We start from the raw sequence: 21,790 nt of genomic DNA on the forward strand, positions 1-21,790 counted from the left end.
GTTTCTTATGATATCACGAAGCAGAGCTTCGGGGAATTAAACCCTGAGAGATTAAAAGTTTTGACGAAGCAATCTTAGGATTCTTAAATGTTTCATAAGATTGCCACGTCGCCTACGGCTCCTCGCAATGACACTAATCGTTCCTTTCCGTCTGCTCAGGTTTCACATCCTTACGATTTTGAAAAAACTTACCTGTATGCTCCCCACCACCTTGCGGCTTTCTAGCTTCATAATTCTGATCAATTACCTTATCTTTAAAAACACGTGCTGGAGCAAGGGCAGCTTTTTTAATCGGGGCTGCTACTGAACCTATATCTTTCATAATAGATTCTGTAGGATTAGAAGGAGCTTGATAATTACCTTCTATTCGTGCAGGAGTAACCTGCGTTAACATCCCAACAACTATGGTTACAAAACTTACTAAACCATATGACATTAGACAATATGAATAAAATAATAAAGCTGTAGTCAATAATACTAAAAATGTATTAGTGTCATTTGTTAAAATATTAGAACTAGTAATATCTGGAACTTGTGGAACAAAAAAAGGTATTCCTGGTAAAAATGGTAAAGTGAAAGAGAAATTTAACGGAATACCAAGATTTGACAAGTCGAGTCCTATTTTAATCGGTATGAGCGTATCCCAGCAAGCTCTGACAATTACCTTTAACAGCTGTTCTGATAAAATTTGATCTATTAATAAAAGGAAAATTAATAATATCGTTGGCTGCACTACATAGCTAAACAAAATTGATATCCAGTTGTCAAACATAGTTTTTGTTTTTTCAAACAACATCAATATTATAAAAAACGGTGCTAATGAAATCATAACTGTCAAGCCTATAAAGGCTATAACATAACCTATAATTACTTCAAGTACTGCTCTAAAATAAGTAATAAGTGAGTAAATGGTTATAATAGCAATAAATGCTAAACCATTATGTATTTGCAATAGCTGAATAAAAAGTAATCCCCAAATCCTACCATTAGTATATTTATCAAATATAGGATCAATAAAACCAAAAATATTGGATTTAGAGCTTGTAGCACCTACAACATTCGTTGCAAAGAAATCTATACCATTAATAAATGCACTAAAGAAATTGTTATTAAAGAAACTCCAGCTTTCAGGTCTAAGTAAAATAGCTACTATAGTTATTTTAAATATACGAGTTACTACTTCTACAGCAGTTAATTTCAAAGCCCCCAAAACAAACATTAAACCAAATATAGTAACGTAAAGCGTTAATGCGGTTTTAGCTATATTTTGTATTGCAGAATTTGCAACTAATTTAAAATAAAAATCCTCGCTATAAGTTCTAAATTGATCTATAATAGGTTTAATTGCACCATTATAAACTATATTTGAAAACCAAGTTGTACCAGTATAATTAGCATAATCTACACTAATTGTTCCCTGTATATTACTATTAGGATTTTTTACTCTTAACCATAAATATCCATCTTGTGGTGCATCACCTGAAAAATCATAACCGACTGTAGTGCCGGAAATAGATGAACTAGGTAATGTACCATCAGCTGTTATTAAATACTCTAAAGTTATATTTTGTTGATCACCTGGGCTAATGGTGTTTGTACCATTACCTATCTCAACAATCATTGCATAACGACCAAAATATAAAAAATTAGTTGCCCAATTCCCATTAGTTATATAAGTTGCAAAATCAGTATAATTAGAAAAATTTCTACTCCAATCACTCATTGAAAAAGAATTATTAAACATACCGGTAGGCTGCCAATCACTACTAAAATCCATAGCACCACCACTAGTTGCTTGATAATACATAAAACCATTCTGTGTATTATCATTATTAACAAAGCTTTGATCACGATTTTTAATAACTTGTCCACCTATTTTAATAACCATTCCTCTACCTTGATCATAATAACAAGAAGGGTTAACATGTAAATTAGAATTAGCAGGGCAAGAGTTAATCATGCTCATAAAATTTTGTAATGTAGTTACAGCCATTGGCTTACCAACTAATGCACCATTACTAACATTAGTATATTTTGTGGCCGAACCTGTACCAGTACATAACGTTGCTCTTTGGGCATCTATAATATTACAAACTTGCTCTGCACTTGAGTAAACTATCCTATTTTCAAAATTACCAAGATTGCTTTCAGTATAAAGAGCAGCAGCGGCAAATACAGAACTATCGAGTTCTTTAGCTAGTATATTATTTAAGGTGCTTGGAGTTTTTGATGTACTTGGATTAAAAAAATCATCTTTATCAGCTAGACTAATATTTACTATATCACCGGCATTAACTTGAATTCTTGGATTACCATTAGCATCATTAAAGTAGTTAACATAATTATTCATCTTAGTAAATAATAATGCATCAAGGTTTTTATCAGGAGGTATAACACCATTATTTGCTGTACTAAAACCTGGGAATCCTGCAACTTCAAACTGTGAGTTTTTGTAATTATAAGTTTTTATAAAGACTTGCGGAACACTAAACCTTGGGTCAATTCTATATAATACTAGATATTTTCGAGGCTCTGGGGTAAGACCTGCAGTAGACCATTTAATCTTAAGCAGCTTACCTTTGTCAACTACACTACCAGTTGATTGCCAATCTCCAGCAGTCGATAAACTAATACCTATTTTACCCTCTTGGAAACTTGTAAATGTAGGTACTTCTAAACAACCAAAAATGCTTTTAAGACCGCTAAGCCCACTTGACATCCAAGCAAAGTCATCACCTTTGGCAGGCGACGCCATAAATAAAACTAATAAAATTAAACTTTTAATAATTTTCATAATTTTTTATTTTGGTATTTCCGCTTTAGGCGGCTCTTCTTTTGGTGCATTTTTTCTAGTTTTCTCAGCTTGCTTTAAAGTTTCATTACGTTGCTTTAATCGTTCTTTTGCTCTACCAGTAATACCTTTTCTTGTTTTTTCATCCATACCTACTTGGCTCAATGCTCCCTGCTCTGCAGCACCTGACATTGCTCCACCCATACTAGTAGCTGAAGGACCAGCCGCACTTGTCAGTCTTGCCACCATATTACCGGAAAACTCAACATAACCATACATACCATAAGCTATAATAACTAATGCAACTATATTTTGCATATTCACACCCATCATACCCGACATATAATCCATGCCCCAAGGTGCAAACCAGTTTATACAAAAGATTGGTACATTAAGTAATGCAATCGGTAAAATAGTACCGATAAATGGAATTTTTATAGGTAGTGCACATTTCCAACAAACGCTATAACCTAAAACAAAATCTAAATATATCGTAAATAATTGAGTCAGCACGATAATACCCGCCATTAAAACAACCGGCTCAATCATATATCTAATTGTAAATCTAACCCAATTATCAAATAAATACCTAGTAAAATCAAATAATAAGAAGCTAATAAATATAGGTGCTATACCAATTAATATACAAGTCGCCATAAATGCCATAATATAAACGGCAGCTGCTCTAAATGCCGTTATAATTACAATCATTACTGCAATAACAGTAATTATAAAATATATAATACCGCTAAGACCTAAAGATAATAATGCAAGTAATTGTGCCATAAATGTTTGGCTAAACAATATCCTACTCATTACTGCATCTAAAAACATGAACGGATTTGAAACCGTATTAGTGGAAGTAAATAAGCTATATCCGCTCATATTAGAAATAATTTCATCGGAAAAGTTAGCAATAGTATCAAATAGATAATTATTAAAAAACTCAAACGTATTGCCATTCATAAGTCCACTAACAATACCTATTTTTACTATTCTAACTACTAAATCTTTTTGGTTTATTTTTGCAAAGCCCAGTAAAAACATTGCCCCGTAAACCATAACGTAAAGAATTAGAAGTGCTTTAATATAATTAAAAAAGTTAGTACAAGAAGACGTATCTCCTCCATAACATACTATATTTCGGAAAATAGACTCAGCAGCCCCTTTAACTTTACCTTTAAATAGCTGAAGTAGAGGATTCATTACTTTAAGGGTAAAGTTTCCTACTTGCTGAGAAGTTGAAAAATGTACTTTATAACTACCCTCACTATCTTTATAATCACTCGGATCGTTTAGCACTCTCATCCATATATACCCTTCACCAGCTGCACTAAAACTAGCTTTACCCTTACTATCTACTATCGCAGCTTCAGGCGAATAATTCTTACCGCTAGTATTTGGATTTTCTGCACTTGGTACTACTAAATATTGTACCTGACCACGATTATTAAAAACATCAGTTAAACTATTGCCATTTTCTCTATAGCATTTAGTTTGTTTGATGTTCATAACATAACCACCAGTATTTTTACTTGCATCCTGAGAAGTAGGACACCAGAGCCTATACTGTAAATAGCCTTTATCAGTATTACTATTAAATGGTATATTATATATTACTTTATATTCATTACCATATTCGGTAGGTTGATCTGAAGCTGTTACAAATTGAGCAAATTGTAGGGTGGAAGGTAGGGTTGAATCTACGTTACTTGTATTACTTATTTGCCATATTAAGCCTGTTGGACCCTTACCACCATTACCATCTGACGTATACCAAAATCTTCGTTGTGATTGAAATTTCCCTCCATTACATATACCTAAAGTACACCCAGCTCCGCCTATATAATCTTTATCTTTAGGACTACGATCATCTACACTATCAGGACATTTACCGTTTGGCGGAATATTAATATTATTAGAACATTGAAGATTAGCATAATCAATAAATATACCCCCAGAATTACTTGCCCAACTAAAAGTAAAAGTGCCATCATCTTTATAAGGTTCCGGCATTGTTCCATAATTATTTATCCAAGCCGATAAGGAATCGCATACATAATAATAAGTACACCAAACTGAGGGACCAATGGCACACCAATCTACCGTTCCCCAAACGCAACCATTTGGACATTTTCGCTTTTTATTATATTGCCAATAATTTTGCTTTAATTCACAAGCATTGACATATGGTCCTGAGTAAATAGAGTATCTTCCACAAATCGGATCATAAGCAGTTTTACCTTGTGAACAATCAGCCGTAACGTTAGTACCTTTAAAGGCATCCATAGCCCCTACTGTCCCACCTGCCCCAGGAGAATAATTAGGCGTCACTGAAACTAATATTCTATCATTAGCATACATTTCAGTAATATTACGCCACTCATTATTTTTTGCATCCATTATCAAGGAAAGCGGCGGTTTATTAACATCTGTAACACGAGGAATAGGAATCATCTTGCCATTATCGTCTAAATTAGACTTACCTGGTCTTGTACTTTCAGTAAATTGCAAATTATCTTTCGGCACATAAGCAAGACATAAACTAATCTGACCAACTACTTGTAATGATACTGCTTGCTTATCTTTTACTTCTACTTGGGTATTTAACCACTCACCATAATGAGCACGATCAGGAGTAAGCTGCATAGTACCATCTGGTAACATTGTAGAGGTATTAACATAATTAGCATTAGCGTTAAGAGTAATTGTACTAGTTATAGAATCTGATCCTCCTTTACCGCCTGGAGCATACCTCATATAACAACCATTACCAACGCTTACTGCTCCTATCATTCCAAGGGCCGCAAAAACGAAGCAAACAAGGGTTGCTACTATAGCAAGCACACCTAAAATTTTTATTAAGCTACTTTGCATATTACCTTATTTACCTCCACTCGATGATAGTGAATCTCCGCTGCTATTTCCTCCGCTTGAGATAAATGAATCATCACCTTTTGGTCCTTCTGAACGTTTACTTCCTCCATCGCCTGGCATATCACCACCACCCGGAGGTTTACCTTGCGTTGCTTGTGCGGCATCTTTAATAAAAGCTGCCCCTTGCTTTACCAAATCAACGATTTTAGTTGGGCTTGCTGTTACCGCATCCATTTTTGGACCATTAGTTAAATCAGCAGCAAATTGACTTATCGATTTAGAGAAATAATAGAAAATTACCGAAAATACCAAAACGCACAACAGCTCAGCAAGAATAGACACAACATCTTTAGCAATTGATTTTATAGGGAAAAGTATGACTAAATGTTCTTCCCAACCTTTACCAGCATAATAATTTAGCATTTTATATCCAAAGCTTTCTTGACACACCTCTGCACTACTAGCTGGCAACCTTAGTTCAAAAGTACTAAATTTTACATTATTTTTTTCGTAATCATACCTTAAGAACTCACAATTTTTAAATATTGCTGAATCATACATAGTAATTAATAAAGCTATAAAGCCTGCTACTACAGCTGGTTGTAATGCACATGACAATGATACTTTCAACCATCCATCGCAATAACCCTTTGTACGATTAAATAACATCATAGGAATAAATATTGGCGACACATATGTCATCACATAAATAGTAATCATACAAACTAAATAATGTGTGATAAAATATAAAAGTATAGAAAGGAATATTACCGCAAATACTAAACCACTTATAAGAATAATGACGTTTCCTGCCATAAAGAAACCAAACATAACAGTAAAAAACCTTAAAGACCCTACTGAAGTTAAAGCATTTGGACTGTTTTTATCAGGAGTTCCGAGATTTGGTATAGGTATACTGCCGCTACTATTACCACCATCACCTCTTGCAAAACTGCTCAATACGCCATTTTTATCTATATTATAAAGCAAATCTAAACCAAGATAATAACCTATACGGCAATCTATAGAATCCCATAAAGCATAAAATTGATATCCACTTTGGTATTTTGAAGTATCAAATACACATAATCCTTTTGAACCCGCAGCATTAAAAATAATTTGTGCAAATTCCGGTGCTATTCCCGTTAAGAGAGGCAACCCGTATTTTAACATACCATTCTCTTGAGTTGGCTGACTGCTATTAAAATTCAGAGGACCAAGCCCTATAGAAAAATAAGTAACAAATAAAAGTTTTATTACAAAAAGGGCTATTTTATCTGGGTTACCATATTCTTTATTAAGCACCATATTAAATGCAAAAAACATTACGTACAGAATCAGAGCAGCACCAATAGCATTTTTTAAATATCCTTGAAAGGTAGGGAAAGCAGTAAGATTAGTTATTTCAGAACTTTGACTTTGTGAACCGCAACTATTTCCTACAAAAAATATTTTATCAAGAGTTTCTTTTAAACACTGGACAGCAAGACCGGAAAAATTAATTAATGATTGACTATAATTTGCTCCAGTATAGCAACTTTGTCCTATATTACTACAGCTAGGATCAACAGGAGCAGGAGCAGGGGAATTACTTAATGCTTTACATGCCACCGGCATTGGTCCTCTTGACGTTGGCATAAGCAAACAGATATCATTTTGCCATGTTTGTACTGTTAGGACTATATTTTTTAATATAGGATTTGCACCAAGATCAGGATTATTATCCTTGCTTAAATCGCTAATTTTTTTAGAATCACCTTGATTTAAAGTATACATAGTACAAGGGTCACTACTACCATCTTTATTCTTAAAGCAAAAAGTTATACCCGGCTTGTTTGCATCACAATTTCCTCCGGGTGCTTTCATATCAATACTACGAATTATGTAACCATATGCCGTATCAGATTCTAAATACCCATCTGTAGTAGTTGGCAACGAGGCACAAGAATCTCCAAAGCCGGCAAAACTAGTTAAAGCAAAACCTTCCAAACAAACGACAATAATAATTTTTATAATATTATGGATTTTCATCGGAACCGCTATCTATTTTCTTGCTTCTATTTTCAATCGTTCCATCATTTCGCTCGGTCGCTTTATCTTTTGCTCTACCACCCCCACTACGGTATAATTCTTCTGTTTCTTTCTCAAATGCTGCTCTTCTATCACGAATTTGAGCATTTCTCATCTCTTGCTTTCCGTATCCTGCTTCACCTATCTTTAATTCATGACTTTCTTGTTCGGTAAATTTTCTGTCCTTATCAAGCCCTCTGATAGTACGTGTAACTCCAAGATTTTCATCTAAATTAAGTTCCGGTTCTACCTCAGTAGTATGTTTCACTCTTGGCTCTTTTGGTTCTTCTTTCTGAGATTCAGGCACAGCTTCTTTAATTTCTGTTGTAACATTAAGCTTACTTGACAAATCTTCAAGCTTATCTTCTGCAGTATTTCTTACAACTTCTGTTGCACTTACTTTCGGTGGCTCAGTTTTAATAGCAGTATCAATTTGCGTTGAAACTGTCGTTGGTTGAGACACAGGTTCTTCTATAGATTTTCTATTGCTAAAGCTAGTATCAAGCATCTCTTCAGAAGCACTACTTGGTGTTGATGTGCCGCCTACACTTTTACCGACAGAACTTAGTGCAGAAGATGGAGTTGCAGCCATACTAGACGGTTCTCTAAGACCACCTGATGTGAAAGAATCACCTCCTTCACTACCACCGCTACCTTTTACTACATCACCGGCTCTTCCACCTTTAGTGCTGAGTAAATCACCACCGCCACCACCTTTGGTAGCGAATTGGTCAAGACCTTTGGTGGCAGCACCTGCAGCAGCAAGCCCTGCCATTGCGGCTTTAAATATCGCTTGCGGTTTTATGGCAACGCTGCTAAGAGCTACCCCTTCCGTCATATCTGCTGCAAAATTAGCCAGCTGACTACTAAAATTATACATTAAATATAAGGTAAAACAGGCTGTAACTAGAGCAAGTAAAATATCTTTAATCTTCTCAAAAAGTAATTTAGGAGAAACAAAGAACATTCCCGGACCTAAAATTACTCCTGATAAAAACTGGAATTTAGAGAGGAAACTACTTGTACTACTATCTCCAGGTTTTGGATTACATTTAGTATCTGCATCGGCTGCCTTTGGATCACAAGTCTGATTTGGTTTACTACTAACTATTTGTTCTACACTGTCTTTGGCAAAGTTAAAAGCTGTTGAAATCGGATTATTTAACATATAGCCTAAGCTATTTTGACAACTCTCTGCATCTTCTTTACTATATTTTGTCCAATCATTATCAACAAAAAATACTAAAACATCCCTTTTAAAAGTTTGTCCCTGCAAGGCACCCTCTATACTATTATGAATCAATTTACTTTGATATTGGCATTTTCCGTAAAAACCAAAATCATAAACCGAAAACATAGTAATCATAAAAGTAACTACTACCATAGGCTGAAGTAAAAATGAAATCATTAGCTTAACCCAGCTATCAAAATAGCCTCGTGTATAGTCAAATAAAAACATTGGCACGAAAAGAGGGGCTAAAATACCAAGTATTACTATAGATACCATGCACATAACGGTGGCATTAACCATAAAGGCAGCCACTGAGATCACAAGCAACGGATAGGCAAGAGCTAGAGATACTAGCATCATATTGCCAGATATTATAGCGGGTATTAGTAAGTAAATATATGGAGGAGCACTAAAGCTAAAAAAGTCGAAATTTGCAAAATTATGGCTTTTATAAGTATTCTCAACTAATAGTGTAGATAACATATCTAGCCCCAAATAATGGGCTACCCGACAATCTAAAGCATCCCATAATGCAATATATGCAACACTATTGTCATATGAAATATCCGGACCATTAAATTTACATAACCCAGATGGGGCAGCATTCATAACCCAGCTAGCTAACCCATTTATACCATTAAGCAAGAAAGGAAATGCCCATTGAATCATCCCATCCATACGATCATAAGGGGAAGTACTACCTGGTGTTATGTTCAATCCTATTGAAAAATAAGTTACAAATATTATTTTTAATATAAAGTTTATATACTCATTTTTTGGAGGAACTTGACCTGCAAGAAGTATTTTAGCACCAAAAAGCATAACATATAAAGTTAAGAAAGCCGTAACTATTCTATACATTCCTACTTGAAACTGGAATAAAGCACTAGTCTGCCTTGAAGCTGAATTAACTACTGAGTTTACATCATCAAAGCTACATACATCTTGACTGATTAATAGCCTTGCAATCATTTGTCTTATGCATTCTATAAGCGGAGAAGTCATAACTACTGCAGTTCTTGAAGCATTATAAGCTTTTTGATAACATCCCCCACCTGCTGCACTACAAGAAACCAATGCTAAAGGATCAACAGCTTTATTATTAGGATCATCAATAAAATCTGTATCGTTTACATCCATAAAGCTATTATACATAGATTTTGGAAATGGCTCTTTTATGTATTTACATCCTACTGGTACTACACCCGTAAAACCATATGTCCCAACGCATATACGATCATTATCTTGAACAACCTTCCAAAAAATCGGCACCCCTAAATCCCACATTGTACCACTATCTTCTGGTTTTTGGGTATATATATTATAATAATCTGCTTTATTGTTTTTCCAAGCTTCCTTTATATCATCCCATGGATCATTGCCGGTTAATACAGCCTTAGCAATAGCAAGTGCTGAATCTACAACTGCTTTTGCTCTTACCCCTGCAAGTTTTAAATTACTACATAAACCAAAAGTTAATTTAAGATCATTTGGGTCAGCTCTGTTTTCACGCGTACATTGCCCTCCCGGAAATTGTGTACCAAATAATTCATTGTCATTTATTCTAAGCTTTAAGAATGTATTCATGTATAAAACAGGAGATACAAGATTCATTATAGCAAAAGTAAAAAATGGAGCGACAATACAGGTTTGAGAAAATTCGGTACGTAATAAGTCACCGACTCCTTGTGTTTCACAAGTTAAATTCTGTAGTGTATTAACAATAGTATCAAGGGTATCATCGGCATATGACTTGCTTGTAACCCCAAAATTGAGGATAAAACTGACCACTAGAATTTTAAGTAAAGTACGAGGAAATAATTTCATGACTAGCTACTTGCCTCGTGTGTGATAAACGTCATTGCGAGGAAAAATTGAAAATTTTGACGAAGCAATCCAGTAAAAAATGCTAACTTATAGCATTTTTTATTATTTTTTTGGATTACCACGCTCCTTGCAGTCGCGTAGCTCAGACGATTTTTTAGGCTTACAACAACCAGTAACCATAATCCATTAAATCTACAATGTCTTAACTGCTTCATAGAATATAGGCAACCATTTTTCCGGATCATTCCCGTATTTTTCCCTAATTTGATCGAGTAGTATAACAGTTTCCACTCTACCCGATAAAACACTAATTATATTATTCATACCGTCTAAATTCACTTTAGCAACTACTGCGTCTACTCCTTGTTTTACCAAAAAGTAACGCGTCGTAGGGTCGGTAGTTTTAATCAAAATATATTCTCTCCGACTTAACATAAAAGCACTACGATAAATATCGGTAGCTTTAAGGTTAGGTAGGAAAATTTGCGTAGCCGTCTGCTGAATTAACGTATCACTAATTCTACTTTTTGCTGCATCTTCTACGCTTTGAGTAGCAAATATAACAAAAGTATTTAGTTTTCTCAACACTTTTAACCAATCTTTGATTTTAGGAGCAAATACTGGATTATCAATTAAAGCCCAAGCCTCATCAAGTACTATCATAGTTTTTTGCCCATCTAAAGAAATATTTATGCGATGGAAAATATATAACAACACTGGAGCAAGGCTTATTGGGTCTTTAAGTAATTCAGTCATATCAAAGCCAAACACTCTAGCTTTTTGCAAATCAATATCATCTACTTCATTATCAAATACTTTAGCGTGAGAACCATTTCCAACCCACATCGCAATTCTACTTGCTAGACTATCTGGTGTATCGATTCCAAGAAACGCTACTACATTACTAAGCCGTCTATCTTTTTTTTCTAGTCTAAAATTACCACTCACTGCTTGCGATAATATTTTATTATCTTGTGCTGTTATACTCTCACCATTAGAAGTTACAAGCACCCTTAACCACTCTAGAATAAACGTTCTATTTTCACTAGTATCTTCAAGCTGCAATGGGTTAAAGTTACATTTTAAACCTGGATCTATAACTGTATAAACGCCGTTTAAAGCTCTGATAAATATTTCAGCACCACGATCTTTATCAAAAAAGAACATACGTGGTTTGAATTTTTGTGCTTCAGCACATAAGAAATTCATAAGAACAGTTTTACCGGCACCAGTCGGACCTATGATTAAAGTATGCCCAACATCTCTTACATGGAAATTAAAATAGAACGGAGTACCTGAAGTTGTATCTAGCACTGTGACATATTCGCCCCAATGGTTATCTCTCACCTTTCCAATAGGGTAATTATGTTGAGAGGCAAAACTAGCCATATTAAGGGTATTTATGGTGGATGTACGAACTATATACTCCATATTTCCCGGCAACTGTCCCCAATAGCTAGGCTCCATGTTAATTTTTTCTCTAACAGGCTGAATTCCTGAGTTAGAAAGCTCAACAGATGCCATTGATAATATATCTTCTAAAGCTTTAATACTATTGGCAGAACATAAAAGTGATAGATGATGTTCTCCAAAACCAATATCACCACTAGTTGCCATATCCAGTGCTGTTGATATTTCAGCAATTTGTGAAGTAGCTTTATCACCTACTTGTATCATTCTATTTTGCTGTAATTGCATTTTACCAATTACTACAGTTCTGTTAGCAAATATAAAACTCTGAGTCATTACGAACTCAAAAGGCATTTGCAAAAATCCATCAAAAATCCCTGCAGAAGTATTAGGTCCATATTCAAGAATACTTATTATTCCAGCATATTTAGTTCCAATCGAACTTCTTGCCTCAATAGTACGTGAATCAAAAAACAAGCGATGTGTTGGTAAATATTCATCTATAGTACTACGTGGCAATGCTACTGGACCTGGCGAGTCGCCGCAATTAACTAAAGATGAAAGGAATTCTAGCATTTCACAATAATTACCTGTAGGAGTTTTACGAACTCCAAGAATCCTAGCCCCATAACTTCTAAATGTATTAACTATTCTGTTTGACATTTCTTGGAGATTTTCTTTCATCTCTTTCATGTCATTTTCCCAAACATTTTTATTAGATTTTTGTCTAAGCTTTTTTAAAAAATACTCAACTATAGCTGCACCACCAGTATCAGGTTTGTATAAAATACTGACATATAATTCATTAAAAAACGATCTAGCACCTGCGTGTTTTTTACGCCATTCTGCTCCGAGATACGTAATAAAATCATTTGGTACTTTTACAGTAGGATCATAAGTAAATTCAGTATCGTCAAATATTACTGCTTTACGTCTTCTGATAGTATGAAAATATACAACAATATTTCCTGAAGCCATGTTTTTAAGTAAGGCATTCCTTATATTCTTTTTAATATCTAAATCTTCATCATCGGCTGTTTCAAAAGAAAAGCCATTTATTTTAATAACTTGTACAAGCGAATTATCTTTAGTTAGAATGGTATTACTATCCCAATGGCATTTATAAGGGATAAAATGCGAAGTAGGTCTATCTTGTTTCGCTCTTAATTCATTAGCTGCTCTAGTTCTAAATAACTTCATTGTGTAACTCAACTTAACTATTTTGATTTTTGGTTCTTATAATGTCATTCCCGCTTAAGGCTTTGCCTGCCTGGATTGCAAAGCACCCTAAGGTAAGTCATACCTTGGCTTGTCCACGGTATCCAGAAAATAATAAAAAATACTAATTTTATTAGTATTTTTAACTGGATCCCGTGAATAAATCACGGGATGACAGAGGAAAAATCGATCCACGCGGGTAAAACCTTAAGCGGGAATGACATATAATCCACACAATAGGCTAATCCCTAATAGGAATGATATTAAATTCAAATTCCGTATGAATTTGCCCCATAATAAAATTTATTAGGACATTGGCTAGTCCTAGACATTTTATTCATATACAACTCTATAAATCGTGGCTCTTTAAAGCATATAATATAGGCTATTAAATGTAGACCTGCTGCAATAAATAAAATCATAATGCCGTTATTCCAAATAAATACTATCATAGTCATGATCATATTTAATGCTGCAAATTTAATACTCACACCAAATATCATGGGTGGTCTAGTTAGCCCTACGAATAAAAGATCGGTTGCTAATGTTCCTGCCATATCCTTTTCCTCTTTTATATTTTTTATTCAATAATAAACATAAACTTAAAAATTCTTAATATAAATTTATATTTTTATTTGCAAACATAGTTACTGAAGTTTTGACAAAAATTCTAATTTTTCTGACTAAAGTAAAAATTTATGAAGAACTCGGCCGCAAGCGACCGAGTTTCAAAACAGGTTAAACTGCTTTGTTTCTTTTTCAATTTTATCCATTGCGTTTAGTTGATTTTGGTATCCACACACAGTGATACATTATTCTAAAAACATGATGACTATTACGCCTCAATTCCATTCTACTAAATTATAATATGCCAACGCTTATATTATAACGCTATCCATCTAGGGAGCAAGCTCCCTAGATTTTCGCTATGCGGTTAAAGTTAAATATTTAGTGCTTTTATCAGCTTAAAAGCGATATTTCTACAATTTAAAGTAAATTATTTGATATATAATACAAATTATAGATTGATACACTCGCCACTTTTTTTAATAAAAATTTTTTGTCAAAACTTCAGTAGTTAATAATATTGAGTTTGGTATCTTACTATTAACAAAATGCACATTATTACCTATACTTTCAATCACCTTAATCTCTCAGGGTTTAATTCCCCGAAGCTCTGCTTCGTGATATCATAAGAAACAACTAAAACTTTTTTAGATACCTCGTAGCTCTGCTGCGAGGAGCATCATTTTGCTATTTTGATTAATTCTTCTTCTAAATAATGATTACTATCATTTAGCATTGATTTTAACAAATTAGCATTTTGTATTTTCATATTATACTAAAATCCTCTAAATATCTGGGACATTTCATATGGAAATATTAGATGCTCTGCTCCTAAAGTAACAGCAATTGTCGCAGCAGTTAAATTAACATTTAGTAAATGGGTCTTTTCTTGGTCATCATTAGCAAAAGGAGTGATTACAGGTATAGCTTATTTCACTAAGGTCCTTACATGGTGGTAATGTTTAATATGTCATATAATAAGGCATCCCACAAATTTAGTGTCAGTATCTTAATGGATTAAGCTATATAATATTACTATCTTCAACATTTAATAGAATTTCTGGGTTAACTATAATAGGCTCGCTTACAAAGCCAATATCTATAACGTCACGATTTGCAACTCTTCTATGTCAGGAGTTTCGCACTTAGCAAAGTTGCGAATCAGTTAAAAGCCATCTGATATTGTTTTGAATTGATGTTTTTATAACTTCCCAAGTTTGTTGATATAAAGTAATGTTTTCATTTATCCTCCTTTTATTCATATCAAGCCAGGCAAATACTGCAAGGCAAATATGATTTCTTTGAGCTCGGCCCGTGCGTGCCTGACAGCGTTCAATACCACAAGTTTGTTTTAATTCTCGATGATAAACCTCTATAGACCAACGTGCCTTAACAATTTTCTCTATTTGCTCACGTGTGGGATTTTCCAAGTTCGTTGTTATGTAATCAATGCGACCATTCTTTGCCACAAACTTAAATACCGTGGCTTTGTTGCATAAATAAGATTTGTAGAGCAAGAGTGGTGATAATCTGGTAAGATGTCCTGAATTCAAAATAATCCAGATTATATGAGATCTCGGAAGAAAGCCCCTTTTAGTAAATCACGCAAGTATTCTAAATATAAAATAACGAATTGGTCAGAATATAATAATTTTTTACGCAATAGGGGTCGCATAGATTTTATGATTGCCAGTGATTTGGCGATTGGCTGGTATGCTGATTACAGAGAGGAAATGAAACGAGGAAGACCTAGACGCTATAGTGATCACGCTATATTACAGTGTTTGAAGATCAGATGCTTATTCGGTCTTAAGTTACGCCAAACCCAAGGCTTTATAAACTGGCTCTTTGAAATATCGGGTTTATCTATTAGATGTCCAGACTATACAACATTAAGTAAGCGTATGAAGTCATTAGATCTTAGGTATTTACATGGAAATCAAGATAAAGAATTTAGTTGTATTTCAATGGATAGTACAGGGATACAAGCCTACACATGGAACGAATGGCTAGAAAATAAGCATGGTAAGCAATATAAGCGTCGCATATGGCAAAAGCTACATATCGTTATAGAAGATCAAGGTATGATACTTGCCGATAGTACCACAGAGCATACTATAGATGATAGATCACAGATTGGACTACTAATAGCTAATGTCAGAGCCAAGGATTTTCTGGGAGATCGAGGGTATGACGGTGAATCTACATATCAATTGTTGAGAAAGAAGAAGATAAAACCAGTTATTAGACCCCCAAACTCTTCAGTAAAAGTTCAATCGCTTAGGGATAAAACTGAGAGAGATGCAGCTGTTATATATCAACAAAACAAAGGATACCAAGCATGGAGGGTAAAGAATAATTATGGTAGAAGGGAGCGTGTAGAGAACACGTTCTTTCGATTTAAAACTTCTTTTGGTAGTAAGTTTCTATCAAGACATGATCAAGATATGACAAAAGAAATGTCTATTAAATGCCACTTATTAAACAAAATGTTTGAAATTGGTAAACCTATCTCTGTGCCTGTTGGCTAGGCTAGCATTGCGGGGTTAGGGGCAGTATATTCAAAAGCTTATTTATGCAACAAAGCCAGAATGAAGGAGCTAAATTTTGGCTTGGTAATTTTACTGAAATGAAGAATCGAGGAGTAAAAGATATCTTAATTGCTTGTAGTGATAATCTAACTGGTATGTCTGATGCTATTGCATCAGTATATCCGAAAACTGAACATCAAATTTGTATTGTCCATCAGATCAGGAATAGCCTCAAATATGTATCATATAAAGATAGAAAGCAATTAGCAGCGGATTTGAAACTAATCTATACTTCTGCTACTGAAAAAGAAGCAGAATTAGCTCTTGAGTCATTTGATCAAAAATGGAGTAAGCAATATCCGCATATAGCTAAATCTTGGTATAATAATTGGGATAATTTGATAATTTTCTTGCAATATCCAAAGGAGATTCGTAAGATTATTTACACTACAAATGCGATAGAATCGCTGAATAGCCAATTGAGAAAAGTTACTAAGAATAAACGCATCTTTCCAAATGATGACGCAGTATTTAAAGTTTTATATCTGACAATTGATTATATGTAATAGTTGAGATTATATCTTACATTTAGTAAAATAAATTAATTATTAAATGGAGATAAAGAATGAACTTAAATCAAAAAATAATAAAACCAAAATTAGGTTTACTTGAATTAGCTAAGAGCCTTGGTAGTATATCATCAGCATGTAAAGCGATGGGATATAGTAGAGATAGTTATTACAGATTTAAAGAACTGTATGAAACTGGTGGCGAAGAAGCGTTGTATGAAATTAGTCGAAGAAAGCCAATAATAGCGAATAGAGTTGATCCTGCTGTAGAGAAAGCAGTACTAGATATGGCAATAGAATATCCAGCATATGGTCAGCTAAGAGTATCAAATGAGCTTAAAAAAACTGGTGTACTTGTATCACCTGGGGGAGTAAGATCAATTTGGTTACGTAATGATTTAAACAACATCAGTAAAAGACTTAAAGCATTAGAAGCAAAAATGGCTCAAGATGGTATTGTGCTTACTGAGGCACAATTACAAGTGCTAGAGAAGCGTCGTAATGAAAAAGAAGCTCATGGAGAAATTGAGACACAGCATCCAGGGTATCTAGGATGCCAAGATACATATTATGTAGGCAACTTTAAGGGTATAGGTAAGGTTTATTCTCAGGTATTTATTGATAGCTACAGCAGAGTAGCTGATGTTAAACTATATACTGATAAAACAGCTTTAACTGCTGCTGATATGCTTAATGACCGAGTGTTACCATGGTATGAGACTCAAGGGATACCAATACTTCGTATTCTTACAGATCGTGGGTCAGAATATAAGGGGAATATAGAGCATCATGCTTTTGAATTATTTCTAAGTATCGAAGGTATAGAGCATACTACTACTAAAGCATATTCTCCTCAAACAAACGGTATGTGTGAGCGTTTTAATAAAACAATGAAACAAGAATTCTTTGATACAGCTATGCGGAAAAAGATTTATACAAATCTTGATGACCTACAATTAGATCTTGATATCTGGCTAGAGTATTTCAATAATGAAAGACCTCATTCTGGTAAATATTGTTATGGTAAAACTCCTATGCAAACTTTTAAGGATAGTAAGAAATTAGCTGTTGAAAAGAATAATGAAATCTTGTATCTTGAATATGTATCTGACAGTCAAAATTTAACTGACAATCAGGTACGAAATTTATAGTGTCTGTAAGATCAAATCTTGACTTCTACAGATTATATTACCAAAAAATGGTCTATGCCTATCCCCAATTGGAATGAAGCTATGGCTCATTTTATGATCAAATTTGATGGTAGAATTTAATGGTTCACGAAATTTACACAATTGATGAGACAGAGCCATTTCTTGTGCCAAAAAATATCATGAAGGACAGTTTAGGCATTCAGGAGAGCCTTTTTATACAGGAGTTTCGCACTTAGCAAAATTGTGTATTAGTTAGAAGCCATTTAATGTTGTTCTGAATTGATGTTTTTATAACTTCCCAAGTTTGTTGATATAAAGTAATTTTTTCATTTATCCTCCTTTTGTTCATATCAAGCCATGCCAATACAGCAAGGCAAATATGATTTCTTTGAGCTCGACCCGTGCGTGCCTGACAGCATTCAATACCACAAGTTTGTTTTAATTCTCGATGATAAACTTCTATAGACCAACGTGCCTTAACAATTTTCTCTATTTGCTCACGTGTAGGATTCTCTAAATTAGTTGTTATGTAATCAATGCGACCATTTTTTGCCACAAACTTAAATACCGTAACCCAACCGTATCCACGTAGGTGAATTTTTAGCCCTTCATCGGGAATCTCCAAAGTGTCCAAGCTAACATTACGATTAACTTTTCTATTTTTTCTTAGGTTAGTAACCCATATCCAACCTAAATTACGTATATGTTTTAAATTATCCAAACCACTATACCTAGCATCCATGACTATGGCATCAGGATTGATACCTCTTTCTTTAGCTAAAGTAAGCATATCACAAAAATGCTCGTTCTTTGTTTTGCCATCAGTTTCTTTATCATATATTCTATAATCTACAGGAGTAGATTGATCAATTTGAGTATTGTAATGCAGTAAGTTTACCATTCCTATACCAGGTATAACATCATGTACAGCCCCAGAATATTGATAATTTACAATCTCGATCCTCTTACTGTATTGCTTTGACAATAAGGTGTCATCTCCTACTAATAAACAAGGGGCCTCTAGATCAAGATATTTTGACACTTTGCTATAGATTTCGCTAGGGCGAAAATCCTTACTCTTTAACCATCGACTTGCACTATCGTGCGATAGATCTACTGGGCTTACTTCAGATAATGCTTTGCCAGTATATCTTACACTACTTGCTTGTAAAAATGATTTATATAAATCTTTACTACATTTTGATCTTGTCATTTTTATCTAAAACTATTTTTCTCTAGATTAGCATATTCTTTGCTAAGTGCGAAACTCCTGAGTTAGTAGGTAAAGATTAAAAATCCCTACTAACTATGCCACGCCTGTATTCGTTGGATTTTGGATACTTGCATGTTCTGCTCAGCATTTAGTAAGCCTCATACACGGAACATTTACCTTTTCATAGAATATGCAGAGTTTAATAAGGAACTCAAAGGTACAACCTTGATGGAACACCAGCAACGCTAGTGACTAAAACAGAAATACCGTCTATAATAAACAAACCTAAGCTTGTTAAAAAAGCTAAAAATAGTACAGATGTTTCGAAAACTGTTAGCAACGTAATAGAACAACAACACAATGAATGAAAAAGATATTAGTAGCACAGAAGAAGATTTAAGTGTAGATAGCGATGCTGATGATGCTAGCAGCAACAGTGCAAGTGCTACTTGCAATGATGGTTCTTCTGAGCGTCCAAGGCATGATGCCCTTATTCGCAAGGCTCTAGAGAACCCAATAGTAGCCAAAGAGTTCTTTGAGATGCATCTACCAAAAGAGATTAAGGCTATGTTCTCTTCCCATACCCTTAAGATGGAAAAAGAAAGCTTTGTTGAAGCCGATCTTAAGAACTCTATATCTGATATTCTATTTTCTGCTAAGTTTAAAGATAATACTGGTTATTTATGGATTCTTTTAGAGCATCAAAGTACTCCTGATCACTTCATGGCTTTTAGACTCTTTAAATACATGATGGATATTATAGGAAGACATTTAACCTTAAAACCAAATTGTAAACATTTACCGCTCGTCTACCCACTAGTGTTTTACAATGGTAAAAAGCAATATAATGCTCCAAAGAATATTTGGGATCTATGCCAGCATAAAGAACTAATGCAAGATATTTGGACTAAAGATCATCAAGTAATTAATGTCCATGATATTCCCGATGAGGAATTAAAGAAGAAAGCGTGGGCTGGAATATTGCAGTTCTTCATGAAACATATTCATGAAAGAGATTTACTTAAAAGATGGTATGAGGTAGCAGAGCTATTACCAGAACTTGCTAAACTTAATATTGGTATAGATTACCTAGAGCTGATATTAACCTATACATTGATTAAAATTGAAAAATCTGATAAAATAGAGTTAGAAAAAATACTTAAAAGTCGTCTTAATACCGAACAAGGAGAAAAACTTATGACTAGTCTTGCTCATCATTGGAAAGAAGAAGGTATACAACAAGGCATGCAGATTGGGGAAGCTAAAGGCATGCAGATTGGGGAAGCTAAAAAAACTATGGAAGTAGCTAACAATATGATTGCTGCTGGCTCTGATACTGACTTTATCGCTAAAGTCACTGGTCTTTCAATTGATGAAATAAATAAACTAAAAAACAGTTAGTTAAATATTATGCAAACAGCAAAATCTACATTAAAGCTTAAAGTACCAGTTAGTGTTGTGACTCCAATCCTTAAAAAACAAGTAGGAGTATTCGATAAGCAAACAGTACAAAACAAACCTGTTAATACTAACATTACTAAGGATATTAAGCCTGATACTAGTAAGAGCACTAAAGCTCAAGAGAGTAAAGCTGCTCAAGCTCAAATTAAAGAAGAAAAAGCAATCGCTTTAGCCAAAGAGCAAAAAGAAGCCCTAAAGGCTAAACTGTCGAAATGGAAAGAAGAATCAAAACAAATCTTAAAATTACTGCAATCAAAATATCCTCTATGCTTTTCTATCCCTGCAAAACCTCTTGCTATAGGTATTAGTAAAGAAAGTTCTAGAGAAAGATAATTTCTCAAAACAACAAATTAAGAGATTTTTTAGAAGATACTGCTCTGATTACAGATATAAAAAACTTCTTGTTGAAGGAGCCCAGCGTTTTAACTTAGATGGGACGAATGCTAGCTTAGTTACTAAAGAAGAAGTGCCTACAAAAACTAACAAATTCTCTAAACTTAAAAAATCTTAAATTTCTGTTCTTTACAGATATTCTTTTTAAACAAAAAGTAAAACTCCTTTTATCATCATTTTTTTGAAAAAATTATTCGGAATAACATATGCAAACAAAACGCTCATACAATAATTCTGTTTTCATCGATGAAAATACAGATCCAAAAATAGACGGCATAATTCCATACAATTATAAAAAACGACGTGAGGAATTAAATCAGATAGTAAAGCGTCAAGTAGCAAAACAACAACAAAAATTAACACAAAAAAACAAATCTATAGTAAGATAGTTAATTTTTTATTAAGATATTAGTATAATATTAATTTGTATTGTTATCATCACCTAGCTCTAGGATCTGTACAAATAACTGTGTTAATTTCT

13 protein-coding genes and 3 pseudogenes are annotated in these 21,790 nt (G+C 34.0%); 7 read left to right on the plus strand and 9 right to left on the minus strand.

Annotation, left to right across the window (positions count from 1 at the left end; translation table 11 throughout):
* Positions 1-133: 133 nt before the first annotated feature.
* The 8 genes and pseudogenes from AAHI98_RS15045 to AAHI98_RS15090 all read right to left on the minus strand — a co-directional run.
* Positions 134-2,794 carry a TrbL/VirB6 family protein gene (locus AAHI98_RS15045; protein ID WP_342226350.1) on the minus strand — a complete coding sequence of 887 codons (2,661 nt, stop codon included), beginning with the start codon at positions 2,792-2,794 and terminating at the stop codon, positions 134-136.
* Positions 2,795-2,800: 6 nt separating this feature from the next.
* A complete protein-coding gene (locus AAHI98_RS15050) occupies positions 2,801-5,668 on the minus strand; it encodes a TrbL/VirB6 family protein (protein WP_342226351.1) in 2,868 nt (955 codons plus the stop codon).
* 6 nt (positions 5,669-5,674) lie between these two features.
* On the minus strand, positions 5,675-7,699 hold the full coding sequence (locus tag AAHI98_RS15055; protein WP_342226352.1) for a TrbL/VirB6 family protein: 2,025 nt from the start codon (positions 7,697-7,699) through the stop codon (positions 5,675-5,677).
* Positions 7,686-10,796 (minus strand): TrbL/VirB6 family protein, encoded by a 3,111-nt coding sequence (locus AAHI98_RS15060; RefSeq protein WP_342226353.1) that lies wholly within the window; start codon positions 10,794-10,796, stop codon positions 7,686-7,688. Before AAHI98_RS15060 ends, AAHI98_RS15055 begins: the two co-directional genes overlap by 14 nt.
* Before the next feature lie 192 nt (positions 10,797-10,988).
* Positions 10,989-13,406, minus strand: a complete 2,418-nt coding sequence (locus tag AAHI98_RS15065) for a VirB4 family type IV secretion/conjugal transfer ATPase (RefSeq protein WP_342226354.1) — start codon at positions 13,404-13,406, stop codon at positions 10,989-10,991.
* A 287-nt stretch (positions 13,407-13,693) separates the two neighbouring features.
* Positions 13,694-13,981: a type IV secretion system protein VirB3 gene (locus AAHI98_RS15075; RefSeq protein WP_011477926.1), complete on the minus strand. Its 288-nt coding sequence runs from the start codon at positions 13,979-13,981 to the stop codon at positions 13,694-13,696.
* Positions 13,982-14,670: 689 nt separating this feature from the next.
* Positions 14,671-14,916: pseudogene (locus AAHI98_RS15080) on the minus strand (acetylglutamate kinase); the annotation flags it as partial.
* Positions 14,917-15,136: 220 nt separating this feature from the next.
* Positions 15,137-15,475 (minus strand): annotated as a pseudogene (locus AAHI98_RS15090) (transposase); the annotation flags it as partial.
* 84 nt (positions 15,476-15,559) lie between these two features.
* Here AAHI98_RS15090 and AAHI98_RS15095 point away from each other — a divergent pair.
* From AAHI98_RS15095 to AAHI98_RS15105, 3 genes and pseudogenes are all read left to right on the plus strand, one after another.
* Positions 15,560-16,522: an IS5 family transposase gene (locus tag AAHI98_RS15095; RefSeq protein ID WP_342226357.1), complete on the plus strand. Its 963-nt coding sequence runs from the start codon at positions 15,560-15,562 to the stop codon at positions 16,520-16,522.
* 53 nt (positions 16,523-16,575) lie between these two features.
* Positions 16,576-17,079: pseudogene (locus AAHI98_RS15100) on the plus strand (IS256 family transposase); the annotation flags it as partial.
* A gap of 68 nt (positions 17,080-17,147) precedes the next feature.
* Positions 17,148-18,242, plus strand: a complete 1,095-nt coding sequence (locus tag AAHI98_RS15105; protein WP_342225236.1) for an IS481 family transposase — start codon at positions 17,148-17,150, stop codon at positions 18,240-18,242.
* Positions 18,243-18,474: 232 nt separating this feature from the next.
* Here the strand turns inward: AAHI98_RS15105 and AAHI98_RS15110 are convergent, their stop codons facing one another.
* Complete coding sequence (locus AAHI98_RS15110) at positions 18,475-19,455, minus strand: IS701 family transposase (RefSeq protein ID WP_342225736.1); 981 nt, start codon at positions 19,453-19,455, stop codon at positions 18,475-18,477.
* A gap of 360 nt (positions 19,456-19,815) precedes the next feature.
* Here AAHI98_RS15110 and AAHI98_RS15115 point away from each other — a divergent pair, with 360 nt between their 5' ends.
* The 4 genes from AAHI98_RS15115 to AAHI98_RS15130 all read left to right on the plus strand — a co-directional run bounded on the left by AAHI98_RS15115 (position 19,816) and on the right by AAHI98_RS15130 (position 21,698).
* On the plus strand, positions 19,816-20,856 hold the full coding sequence (locus AAHI98_RS15115; RefSeq protein WP_342226358.1) for an Rpn family recombination-promoting nuclease/putative transposase: 1,041 nt from the start codon (positions 19,816-19,818) through the stop codon (positions 20,854-20,856).
* A gap of 9 nt (positions 20,857-20,865) precedes the next feature.
* Entirely contained in the window at positions 20,866-21,249 is a 384-nt protein-coding gene (locus AAHI98_RS15120) for a hypothetical protein (protein WP_342226359.1), read from the plus strand.
* Positions 21,250-21,265: 16 nt separating this feature from the next.
* Positions 21,266-21,427, plus strand: a complete 162-nt coding sequence (locus AAHI98_RS15125) for a ProQ/FINO family protein (protein WP_342226670.1) — start codon at positions 21,266-21,268, stop codon at positions 21,425-21,427.
* Between the two features lie 88 nt (positions 21,428-21,515).
* The gene (locus AAHI98_RS15130; RefSeq protein WP_342224685.1) at positions 21,516-21,698 is read left to right on the plus strand and encodes a hypothetical protein; all 183 of its coding nucleotides are present in this window, start codon (positions 21,516-21,518) and stop codon (positions 21,696-21,698) included.
* The last annotated feature ends 92 nt before the right edge of the window (positions 21,699-21,790 follow it).

This window comes from Rickettsia endosymbiont of Urophora cardui (assembly GCF_964030725.1).
Taxonomy (GTDB): Bacteria; Pseudomonadota; Alphaproteobacteria; order Rickettsiales; family Rickettsiaceae; genus Rickettsia.